The sequence below is a fragment of the Streptomyces sp. 150FB genome (assembly GCF_000818195.1).
In the GTDB taxonomy this organism is placed as follows: Bacteria; Actinomycetota; Actinomycetes; order Streptomycetales; family Streptomycetaceae; genus Streptomyces.
The window spans coordinates 9,188,621-9,200,294 of the sequence record NZ_JTHL01000001.1; the positions used below are offsets into that span (position 1 = coordinate 9,188,621).

General features: G+C 68.3%; 9 protein-coding genes. 5 read left to right on the forward strand and 4 right to left on the reverse strand.

Translation table 11 applies throughout. The annotated features are described in order from the left end of the window. Positions 1–286, forward strand: a 286-nt coding sequence (locus QR77_RS39370; RefSeq protein ID WP_040026710.1) for a GNAT family N-acetyltransferase, incomplete at its 5' end; no start/stop codon positions are given. 53 nt (positions 287–339) lie between these two features. Here the strand turns inward: QR77_RS39370 and QR77_RS39375 are convergent. The 3 genes from QR77_RS39375 to QR77_RS39385 form a co-directional block, all read right to left on the reverse strand. Further along, complete coding sequence (locus QR77_RS39375) at positions 340–1,797, reverse strand: multicopper oxidase domain-containing protein (RefSeq protein ID WP_040026711.1); 1,458 nt, start codon at positions 1,795–1,797, stop codon at positions 340–342. A 244-nt stretch (positions 1,798–2,041) separates the two neighbouring features. Further along, on the reverse strand, positions 2,042–2,392 hold the full coding sequence (locus QR77_RS39380) for a DUF488 family protein (protein WP_040026712.1): 351 nt from the start codon (positions 2,390–2,392) through the stop codon (positions 2,042–2,044). Between the two features lie 103 nt (positions 2,393–2,495). Beyond that, positions 2,496–3,515 carry an NAD(P)/FAD-dependent oxidoreductase gene (locus tag QR77_RS39385; protein ID WP_040026713.1) on the reverse strand — a complete coding sequence of 340 codons (1,020 nt, stop codon included), beginning with the start codon at positions 3,513–3,515 and terminating at the stop codon, positions 2,496–2,498. 94 nt (positions 3,516–3,609) lie between these two features. On the opposite strand from QR77_RS39385, the gene QR77_RS39390 reads away from it, so the two are divergent. From QR77_RS39390 to QR77_RS42655, 4 genes are all read left to right on the forward strand, one after another. After that, a complete protein-coding gene (locus tag QR77_RS39390) occupies positions 3,610–4,203 on the forward strand; it encodes an XRE family transcriptional regulator (protein WP_040026714.1) in 594 nt (197 codons plus the stop codon). Between the two features lie 138 nt (positions 4,204–4,341). Further along, on the forward strand, positions 4,342–5,232 hold the full coding sequence (locus QR77_RS39395) for a class I SAM-dependent methyltransferase (protein WP_040026715.1): 891 nt from the start codon (positions 4,342–4,344) through the stop codon (positions 5,230–5,232). 423 nt (positions 5,233–5,655) lie between these two features. Further along, complete coding sequence (locus QR77_RS39400; RefSeq protein WP_078877680.1) at positions 5,656–7,860, forward strand: beta-L-arabinofuranosidase domain-containing protein; 2,205 nt, start codon at positions 5,656–5,658, stop codon at positions 7,858–7,860. Between the two features lie 409 nt (positions 7,861–8,269). Next, entirely contained in the window at positions 8,270–10,942 is a 2,673-nt protein-coding gene (locus QR77_RS42655) for a NosD domain-containing protein (RefSeq protein ID WP_150130512.1), read from the forward strand. A gap of 115 nt (positions 10,943–11,057) precedes the next feature. On the opposite strand, the gene QR77_RS39410 is transcribed toward QR77_RS42655, so the two are convergent. Continuing rightward, positions 11,058–11,666: a TetR family transcriptional regulator gene (locus tag QR77_RS39410; protein WP_040026716.1), complete on the reverse strand. Its 609-nt coding sequence runs from the start codon at positions 11,664–11,666 to the stop codon at positions 11,058–11,060. Between the last annotated feature and the right edge of the window lie 8 nt (positions 11,667–11,674).

An 11,674-nucleotide genomic window follows, 5' to 3' on the forward strand; every position in this document is an offset into this window, starting at 1 on the left:
GGAGCGCCCGGGGCACGTCCGTCCGGATGCCGGGGAGGCCGAACTCGGCTACCTGTTCCTGCCGGAGGCCTGGGGACGCGGGTACGCCGCGGAGGCGTGCGCGGCGGCACTCGACTGGTTCGCCGACACGCGTCCCGGCGAGCCGCTGGTGCTCTGCACCCAGACCGCCAACGACCGCGCGATGCGGCTCGCGGCGAAGCTGGGGTTCACCGAGGTGGAGCGGTTCGAGGAGTACGGCGCCGAGCAATGGTTCGGCGTGTGGTCCCCGGCCGCTCCGTCCGGTTGAGCTCGTACACCCTGTCCAGGCTGATCACCGCGTGCGTCACCGATTGGCGCCCCTCATCCGACGTATTCGATGAGCTGCATCATTCCCCGGTCCTCGTGCTGGAGCTGATGGCAATGGACGAGAGCCCGCCCGGCGAAGTCCTTGAAGCGGACTCGCATGGTCACTGAGCCCGCCTTGTTGATGCCGACGGTGTCCTGCCAGACCGGGGTGTCGAGGGGGCGGCCGTCGACGGCGGTGACCAGAAAGTGGTTGGTGTGCAGGTGAAACGGATGGTTGGCGTGGCCGGTCGAGTCGTTGTGGAGCGTCCATTCCTCCGTCTCGCCGAGCCGGAGGGTGTGGTTGACGTACGTCGGGTCGAACCGGCCGTAGGTCGGATCCGCCGGGTCGGCCGGGTCACGGGTGGCCGGCGTCGCACCGTCACCGGTGATCCGGAACGCATGGCTGAAGGGCTGCCCGGGGAAGGCATCCGTGTCGCTGTGGAAGGTCAGGGAGCGACGCCGGGTCACTTCGCGCGGGTCGATGAACGGGGCGGGACCCGGCAGATCGGTGGGCAGGTCCATCCGTACTCCGGCGCCGGACTGCACGGTCATGGTCGCCAGCAAGGTGTCGCCCGCCATGATGCGGTAGTTGCCCGGGCGCTGCGCCCTGATCATGACGTCGGCGCGGTTGCCCATCGACAGGGTGACCCGGTCACGCTCGACGGTCCGGGTGAAGGCGACGCCGTCCATGGCGATCTGGTGCAGGGTGTGTCCCTCCACCTCGATCGGCAGGGCGGTGAACGCGGACGCGTTGACCAGCCGCCAGCGCTGCACCTCGCCCACGCGCAACCGCATCACCGGCTGGTAGTTGCCGTTCATGACGAACGTCGACTTGACCGCGCTGAGGTCTTCCTCGGCGCGCAGCTCGGGTACCTTCCCGTTGGAGATCTTGAGCTCACCGACACACATCACGATGTCGCTCGCGGCCGCGATCTCCGGAACCCGGTCGATCGCGCCTTCCACGATCAGTGCGCCCAGCAGACCGCTGGAGAGTTGCACGGCGGCTGATCCGTGCACATGCGGGTGGTACCAGAACGTACCGCCCTGGTGGTCGGAGGGAATCTCGATCCGGCTGCGGTAGCTCCTGGTGGTCAGGCCGTTGGCAGGATCGTAGGGGGCGAACTCACGGAAGACGTTGTCCGCGTTCCCGACGGGCGACACGTGCAGTCCATGGGTGTGCAGATTGAACGAATTGAACTTGTGCGGAATGTTGTGATCGCCGTGAGAATCCTGATCAGGGTTGGGCGGCAGATTGTTGATGTGCTCAAGGTCGAGCAGATCGCCCGGACGCACTCGCAGCGTCGGCCCGTTGACGTGCCCGTTGTAGAGCCGAAGATTGACGTTGCCGACCCCGGGGAGTACGCCACGGGTGAACGCGACCCGCAAGGTGGTCGACAGGACACCGTTCGCCGAGCGGATCAGCGGAGGTTGACGGAATGGCCGGGGCGCCGCCGACGCTCCGGGAGCGAGCATTACGCCTCCGGCCAGGACGGGAACCGACGCCAGTAGCGCACGCCTGCTGATACCGCGTGATGAGTCCACGGATTCACCCCTACTCGTAAACGGCTAAATGTCGTTCAGCATGGCGAGCAGCCCATCGCTTCCACCGAACGACACGTTCCCGCACCCGGCCCTTCCCCCGATTGGCGCAGGGTGGACCGGGTTACTGCGCTCAGTTGCCCGAGGTTCCGGGCGACAAGGTGGAGGTGCCTGGGCGTCAGGAAGGTGATTCCATGAATTCCACGAGGACGGGGGCGTGGCTGAGGGCACGGTTCTTGGTGCTGTAGAGCAAGGTGACTGTCTCGTTCTCGTCGGCGAGGCGGCGCAGTTCATCAACTGCCGGATTGGCGTGCAGCTCGGCGACATAACGGCGAGAGAACTCGGCAAAGCGGTCAGGGCGATGCGAGAACCAGTGGCGCAGATCGGCGCTCGGCGCGATGTCCTTCAGCCACACATCAAGGGCGGCGCGTTCCTTGGATACGCCTCTGGGCCAGAGACGGTCGACAAGAATCCTCAGCCCGTCTTCGGGGACCGGGTCATCGTAGACTCGTTTGATGAGATAAGGCACGGGATCATCATGGCATTCCGCGAGAGACGACGCTCGTTTCGAGACGCCGAAGAAATGACGGCGCCGCAATCGGGTTCGGTCCTGAACGCTTGTTGCGCAGGGCTCAAGAGCACAGCAACTGCGCGACGGCGAGAGCCGCGTCGGTGTCGGCGCTCGTCAGGTCGGCGTTGATGCGCGCTCCGGCCAGGGCGCCGGCGGCGGCGGAGGCTCCGACCTGGGCGGTCAGGTCAGTCGCGTTCCCCGCCACCCACACACCCCGAACGGACGTGGTGCCCGCCGTGCCGGTCGCGAAGTGGCTGCCCATGCCGCCCGGCAGGTCCAGCATCGGTAGATCCAGGCCGGCGACGCCGTCGGTGCGGGCCCGCACCGTGGTCGCGACCGCGAGGATCCGGCGGGGAACCACCTGACCGTCGGTCAGCCGTACGCCCGCGATGCCGCCGTCCTCGGTGGACTCGACCGCGGCGACGGGGGTGTCCACGACGCGGATGCCGCGCGCGGCGAAGCGCGCGCGGGTGTCCTGGTCCAGGTCGGTGCCGCGAGTGAAGTAGACCAGGTCGTCGGTCAGTTGCCGGAACAGCAGCGCGTGGTGGATGGAGGCAGGGCCCACCGCCAGGATCCCGATGGCTTCGTCGCGTACCTCCCAGCCGTGGCAGTACGGGCAGTGGACCACGCCGTGCCCCCAGTGCTGCGCCAGCCCAGGAACGTCGGGCAGTACGTCACGCAACCCGGTGGCGACCAACAGCCGACGCGCCCGCAGAACGCTGCCGTCGGCCACAGTCACGGCAAAGCGCGGATCACCCTCGGCGGTCGGGCTGGCCGGGACAGCGGCGGTCACCTCGCCGGCCACGATCCGGCCGCCATAACGGCGTACTTCCTCCCGTCCGCGGCGCAGCAGTTCCGCCGGCGCGATGCCCTCCAGGCCGAGCAGGCCGTGCACACCCTCGGCGGGTGCGTTGCGGGGCGTGCCGCTGTCGATCACGACGACCGAGCGGCGGGAGCGCGCGAGCATCAGCGCGCCGTTCAACCCCGCGGCACCCCCGCCGATCACCACGCCGTCGACGGTCTCACGGGGCAGCTCGTCGGTCGCGTACTCAGTCGCGTACTCAGCAGTTCTCATAGACATGCGTGAGGCCTTTCCTTGCGGTGAGTGAGCCCTGAGCGGGCCCTTGTGCGTTCACAGTAAGCACGCTTTGCGCAAGGGGCATATAATATTGCCTATGACGCAAGAAGATGGCGAGCTGGACAGCCTGGTACGCAAGCGGATCCGCGCTCTTCGGGTGGCCCAGGGCTGGTCTCTCGACGAGCTGGCCGCCCGAGCCCGGCTCAGTCCCTCCACGCTCAGCCGGATCGAGACCGGCCGGCGCCGGCTGGCTCTGGATCAGCTCGCCACCCTCGCCCGTGCCCTGGACACCTCGATCGATCAGCTCGTCGAGACAGCCGCGGACGAAGTGATCTCCAGTCCGGTGATCGATGCGGCCCACCAGTTGATGCGGTGGCCCGTACGGGCGGACCCGGGCATGACGGTCGTGCGTCAGCGGATGACGGAACCCCCGCCCGACAACCCGGCGCGTATGCGTGCCCATCCCGGCCGTGAGTGGCTCGTTGTCCTCTCCGGCACCGCGGCCCTGCTGCTGGGCAACCGCCGCTTTCGCGTGGAGACCAATCAGGCCGCGGAGTTCCCCACCATGCTTCCGCACGCCATCGGCGCCGAGGGCGGCCCGTGCGAGATCCTGGGGATCTTCGACCGCGACGCCCGCCGCGGGCACCAAAGCGGCGAGAGCGCAGGGGACGCCGCCGGGCCGTCGCAGTGATACGAGCGCCGTGCGCGGCCGTCTCTCCTCGCCGCAGGTCGCGAGCCGCTTGCTGATTCAGCAGTCCACGCGGCCATTGCCTTGCCCATTCCGAAAGCGACGCTGCCGCAAGCCCATGATCCTCTTAGCGTGGGTGCCATGACACACGCATCCCCGCACGCATCCCCGCACGCAGCGCACGACCAAGGTGCACCTACGATCCACCAGCACGGACAGCAGCACGACACCGATGGGCAGGCGGAGATCCTCGACCTGGACGCGGAAGTGCTCGCCGAGCACAACGCCGCCATCACCGCATGGCTGCCCGTCAGAGCCACCCCTCGTCACATCGTGGATCTGGGCTGCGGGACCGGAGCCGGCACTCTCACCCTGCTCAAGCGCTTCCCGGAGGCCGAGGTGACCGCCGTCGATTCCTCAACCAGCCATCTTCGCCGCCTGCTTGAGAAGGCCGAGTCGCAAGGGCCGGCCGGCCGCGTGCACACCGTTCAGGCCGACCTCGACACGGCCTGGCCCGAACTCGGCAGGCCCGATCTCGTGTGGGCGTCGGCTTCCATGCACCACATGGCCGACCCCGACCGCACTCTGCGACAGATCCACGAGACGCTCACGCCAGGCGGGCTGTTCGCCCTCGTCGAACTGGCGGGCTTCCCGCGATTCCTGCCGGCTGACGCTCCAGCGGACCGGCCCGGCCTCGAGGAACGCTGCCACGCCGCACTCGACCATCACCACGCCGAGCACGTGCCCCACCGGGGCGCCGACTGGGGACCCAAACTGACCGCCGCCGGCTTCACCGTCGAGGGCGAACGCACCATCACAGTGAACCTCGGCCCGCCCCACACCGAGGCGGTCGGCCGCTACGCACTCAGCAGCCTGCGCCGCCTGCGTGGCAGTGTCACGGAGGCGCTGACGGTCGAAGACCTGGCCGCCCTCGACCAGTTGCTGAACACCGAGGGCCCTCACAGCATTCTGCGCCGCGACGACCTGACGGTACGGACCGAGCGCACCGTATGGGCGGCGCGACGCACCTGAGCAGGGCGTCGTCCACACGGCCGGAGCGCCTGCCCCAAGGGATTGTGGTCAGCCCCGCTGTACTGGCGGCGACTCCCACAGGCAACACGGCGCGCAGAGGGTCAGATCCGGCCCATTGACACCTCGGGAACCGTCTCCATACTGGCACTCAGCATCTCGAACGAGTGACGAAATATCGAACGGTGCGGGCAGTCGCCCTACCTCTCACGGCAGTTGGAGCGCATGTGCGGCGGGCGCCGCCTCCCTCCTCGGCGAGGGTGCCGCGCCCGGACAGACGTACCGGTCGAGGACCGCGTACTCGTTCAGCAGCCGATCCGGGCTCCGGTGGGTGCGGGTGCGGGTCGGAGCCTGCCCGCCGGACGGTCGTAACGCGGCCAGGCTCCTCGCGGGCGGTGTCCCTTCGTGATCAAGAAGGAGATCAGAATGGCAGAACTCTCACGGCGCGACGCCTTGCGACTGGTCGCACTGGCCACCGCCATCCCGGCGTTCCAGACAGCGGCTTCCCTTGCGTCACCTGCGCAAGCGGCCACGGCAGGCGGTGCGGCCACCGGCAACTCGGTCGCGGCGGCGACCGGTCACGCCTCCGGTCCGGCCCTCCCCGTCCCTGCCGCCTGGACCGTCAAGCCGTTCGCGAACGAGCAAGTGGCCCTCGCGCCCAGCCTGTTCACGGTGAACCGTGACCGCGTGCTGAACTTCCTGCACGAATACCCTGCCGACCGGATGCTCGCTGTCTTCCGTATCAACGCCGGACTGGACACCCTCGGCGCTCGCCCGCCGGGCGGCTGGGAGACCGCCGACGGCAACCTTCGCGGCCACTACGCAGGGCACTTCCTCAGCGCCCTGGCCCTGGCCTACGCCGGCACCGGCACCGCCGCCTACAAAACCAAGACCGACTACCTGGTCACCGCCCTCGGAGAGTGCCAGGAAGCGCTGAACGCGACAGTCGGCCAGGGCGATCCCGCCGCGCCCAGTCACGCCGGCTATCTGGCCGCGTATCCCGAGGCGCAGTTCATCCAGTTGGAGCAGTACGCCACCTACCCGACGATCTGGGCACCTTGGTACACGTGTCACATGATCATGAGGGGGCTGCTCGACGCCTACGAACACGCGGGAAACCAGCAGGCGTTGAGCATCGTGCTCGGCATGGCCGACTGGGCCCACAGCAGGCTCGGACACCTGCCCCGTACGCAGCTCGACCGGATGTGGAAGATCTACATCGCGGGCGAATACAACGCGATGCCGGTGGTGATGGCCGATCTCCACGCGCTCACCGGCAACGAGGACTATCTGACGACCGCCAAATGCTTCGACAACACGTATCTCTTCGAGGCGGCGGTCGCGGGCCAGGACACCATCGACGGGGAGCACGCCAACCAGCACATCCCGCAGTACCAGGGCTACCTGGAGATCTTCGAACGGACCGGTGAGCGGCGGTACTTCACCGCCGCCAAGAACTTCTGGGACATGGTGGTGCCGCACCGCACCTACGCCGACGGAGGCATGGCGGGATCCGGGGAGATCTTCGGGGCCCGGGACGTCATCGCCGAGACCATACAGAAGGACAACGCGGAGACCTGCTGCGTCTACAACATGCTCAAGCTCAGCCGGAGCCTGTTCTTCCACACGGCCGATCCCAAGTACATGCAGTACTACGAGCGGGCCCTCTACGGGCAGATCCTGTCCTCACGCAAGAACGCCGACAGTGACGACGACCCGCTGCTGACCTACTTCGTGCCGGTGAATCCCGGCGCGCGGCGTGCGTACGGGAACATGGGTACCTGTTGCGGCGGCACCGGCCTCGAGTCACACGCGAAGTTCCAGGACTCCGTCTACTTCAGCTCCGTCGACGCAACGGCCCTCTACGTCAACCTCTACCTCCCGTCCACACTGGACTGGCCGGAGAGGGGGCTGAGCATCACCCAGTCCACGAACTACCCCACGGACCCGGCCGGTACGAGCACCCTGACGGTGACCGGCAGCGCTGCCCTGGACCTCAAACTGCGAGTGCCGTACTGGGTCGAGCGCGGTTTCACGGTGCGGCTCAACGGCGTGGTGCAGAAGGTGAAGGCCACTCCCGGCACGTACGTCACGCTGAGCCGGCGCTGGCGGACCGGTGACACCGTCGAGATCGCCGCCCCGTTCACTCTGCGCATCGAGCGGGCCCTGGACGACCCCGCGACGCAGAGCATCGCCTACGGTCCCGTCCCCCTGGTGATCGAGAGCTCAGCGACGAGCTACCAGAACCTGACGCTCTACCGGGACTATCCGCTCAGCCGCGACCTCAGCCGGGCCGTACGGCCAGGGGCGACGCCCATGACGTTCACCGCCAACGGCCTGACGCTGGTGCCGTTCTACCTGAACACCACCGCGAATTACCACATGTACTACCGGCGCGCGGAACCTGAGGTCGTCTTCGGCTCGACGGACACCGGCGTGGCGAACCGTGCCGGACGCGACGGCCGGACGTTCCTCGACGAGGTGTGGGACCAGGGGCCGTTCGCGCACCGGGCGGCCTTCATCCGCGCGGTCGCCGACGTCTCCTCGGAACGGTTCGGCGCGGGCGAACTCAGCCGCCAGGAGCGTCAGGCCCTCGTGGTGGCAGCGACCCGCGCGGACCTCCCGGCGTAGGAAGGCGCGGCGCGGGGCGCCGGCCTGGTGCGTGGCGACGCCGCGACGCCGGTGCTGGGCCCCGTACGCGTCTTACGAGCAGGCACCCGGGACCGGTGCCCGGCAGCCAAGACACCCGATGAATCTGCGCTACGGGCAGTCGAGGCGCTGTGCGCAGACCCTTGACAGGGAACACGGGCAGGCCGAGGATTCACCAAACATCGGATGTAAGCGCAGGGGCGGCCAGGCAGTGCAGGCGACTCCACCGCTCGCCTACCCGTTCGTCCGTTGACACCCGGGCCGGCGCCGAGGGCCCCAGGGCCCTCGACGCCGGTACGCCCTTGATGAGGATTCGCGCTGCCCGGCCTCCCCCACGCCCTCCCTCCGGTCAATCAGAAGCAGCTCGTCCGTACAAGGGAAGGACCCACCCGTGTCACCACAAGGTTCGATCACGCGGAGGCTGCTGCGCCGCGCCGGCCCGATCGCGGCAGTCCTCGGTCTGGTTCTGGCGGCGCCCGTAGTTCAATCCGCCGCAGCCGCACCCTCGGTGACGCTCTACGCGTCGCCGTCCGGGGCGGGTTCGACCTGTTCCTCCTCGTCCCCGTGTTCTCTGTCCGGGGCCCAGAGCGCGGTTCGTACCCAACTCGCCGCCAACGGTTCCGCGGACGTCAGCGTGCTGCTGGCCGACGGTGTGTACCGCTTGTCGAAGACCTGGTCCCTCGGCACGGCGGACTCGGGCACGCCGGGCCACCCTGTGGTGTGGAAGTCCGCGCCAGGGGCGCGTCCGGTGATCTCGGGGGCCTCGCAGGTCACCGGATGGACGCAGGTCGGATCGAGCGGGGTGTGGTCCGCTCCGGTACCCAGGACCAGCGACAGCCGCCAGTTGTACGTCGGCGGCCATGAGGCCCCGATGGCGCAGGCGACCCCGGCGAGCCTGGGATTCCGGGGCTCGTGGACCGGCTCGTCGACGGGCTACACGATCTCCGGCGACCAGGCGGCGATGGCGTGGTTCGGCTCGCTGACCGCGAGCCAGGTGGCGGGAGTCGAGTTCGACTACCCCGGTGGCAACGGGCCCTGGACCGAGTCGAGATGCCGAGTGGCGAGCTTCTCCGCCGCGGCCGGCACGCTGAAGATGAGCCAGCCGTGCTGGACCGATGTGACCGCCCGGGCGTCCTTCGCACAAGGCAGCGGTGGCCTGCCGTCCATGTCCACCAACACGATGCCCGCGCTCATCGAGAACGCGCGGACTCTGATCGGTTCCGGGCAGTGGTTCCTGGACGGCGCCGGCGGCACGCTGTACTACAAGCCTTCCGCGGGCCAGCAGATGTCCGCCCTCGACGTGGAACTGCCGCACCTGGAGTCGCTGGTCCAGGGCGCCGGTACGCTCGACGCGCCCGTGCACGACATCACCCTCAGCGGTCTTCAGTTCTCGTTCGCCACCTGGAACGCTCCCTCCACGAGCGCCGGGTTCGCCGACGTGCAGAGCAACCTCCGGATGACCGGCGCGAACAACCAGGGCATGTGCACGTTCTCCACCCCTGCGGGAAGCTGCCCCTGGGGATCGCTGACCCAGCCCCTGGCGAACGTCTCGTTCACCGCTTCCAAGAACATCACCCTCACCGGCAACCGGTTCGCCGAACTCGGCGGCGCCGGACTGAACGTGATGTACGGAGCGGCCAACACCCTCATCCAGGGCAACGAGTTCACCGACATCGCCTCCACCGCGATCCTCCTCGGCTGCACCTACGACCCGCTGCCGACCGACCCGTCCGAAGCCGCGGGGATCAGCCAGAACTGCACTTCCAACGGGGCAACTGAACGCGCTGCGATCGGTACCAACGAAATCCTGACCGGCACCACCGTGGCGGACAACGTCATCCACCACATCGGTACGGACTACTCCTCGGCCAGCGGCATCACCCTGCTGTTCTCGCAGCACACGACCATCACCCGGAACAACCTCTACGACCTGCCCTACACCGGCATCACGGCCGGAGTCGTCCAGGGACACGTCGACCAGGCGAGCACCCCGCAGAACAGCACGAACATCAACAGCTCGAACACCATCAGCGACAACATCTTCCACGACTACCTGTCCGTCCGGAGTGACGGCGGCGCCATCTACGTCGAGGGACACCAGGCGCAGTACGTGTACCAGGCGGACGGGAAGACGATCGACCCGGTGCAGACCCTGGCCAAGGGCCTTCAGGTCACCGGCAACATCGCCTACCACGGCCCGTCGACCAACTTCACCTACTACGACGACGCCGGCTCGGAATGGGTCAACTGGCAGGGGAACGTCGCATTCGGAGCAGGCGGCAGCGCACAGGGCGGCTGCAGCCCGACGGGCCACTTCTGGATCACCGGCAACTACTTCTCCGCCGGCATCCAGTCGTACCCGTGTGCCCAGCCCGTCGACACACACGCGAGCGGGAACACGACCATCCCGGCGACCCCCAAGCCGACCGACCTCCCCAACGCCCTGCTGAAGGCCGCGGGCGCGGGCTCCGGCTCCTTCACGCCGGTCCTCTCCGTCCCCGCGAGCATCTTCTACGTGTCGCCCACGGCCGGCGCGACGCAGGTCCTCGTCGCCGGCGAGGGCTTCGGCCCGTCAACGCCGGTGTACATCGGCAGCACCCCGGTCAGCAATGTGACCCACCTGTCCAGCGGATTCATGATCGTCCCGGTTCCGGCCGGCACCACGGCCGGGCAGATCTCGGTCACTCCGCAGGTCCCTGGATCGATCCGGGTCAACGACGACGACAGCAGAGTCGCCTACAGCGGGTTCACGTACGCGGGCGGCCGCTCGTACGGCGACTACCAGAACGACGTCCACTACGCGACGGCCAGCGGGTCGACCGCGTCGCTCACCTTCACCGGCACCACCGTCACGGTGTACGGCGAGCAGAACACCGACCAGGGAAACATCGGCGTCAGCGTCGACGGCGGAGCGCAACAGGTCGTCAGCACACTGCCGAGCGACGGCGTACGACACGCGAACGTCGCGGTGTACACCTCGGGCCGACTCTCCTCGGGCACACACACCGTCGTGGTGACCAAGCTGTCCGGTCAGTACAGCACCCTCGACGGATTCACCGTGTGACGGCGAACGAACCGGCCTCGGCGCACCACTGACCGACAGAACTCGCCCCCTTGCCACCACTGTGCCTGGCACCCTCCTCCACGGGGGTGCCAGGCACAGTGGTGCGGGACGGCAGCTACATCGGGGTATCAGCCTTCAGGCCGCGCCCGCGCCGGTGGGTGGGACGGGTCGCGGAGAGGGCGTGCAGATCGTCGAAGGCCTGGAGGAGATGCGCGTCCAAGCTCTGTGAGGGGTCGTCGATCCAGGCTTGGGCCGCGTGGTGGAAGGTGGCCCAGCCGGTCTGTGCGGCCAGGCCGGCCAGCCGGTCGGGGACATCGCGCTGACGTAGTGCCTCCGCCACCGCTTCGGTGAGGGATGCGGCCTTGGCCAGGTCGCGTTCCCGGAGCGCCGGAGTCTGGGCGATGAGCGCCAGCCGTGGCTCGGAGAACGGGCGGTTGTCCTCAAGGATTCGTCCGGCTCTCCGGAAGGCCCACAACAGTACGCCGAGTGGCGGCAGATCATCGGGGGCGTCGGCGACCTCCTGCGTCAGCGCCGCACGGAGGCCGGCTTCGCCGTCGAAGAGCACCTCGCGCTTGTCCGGGAAGTGCCGGAAGAACGTGCGCTCGTTGAGGCCTGCCCGGGCGGCGATCTCAGCCGTGGTGGTCTGGTCGAATCCGCGCTCCCGGTACAGCTCCAGGGCTGCCTGCTGAAGGCGGCGGCGCGCTTCTGCTCCGCTTCGTGGCACCCCTCGAA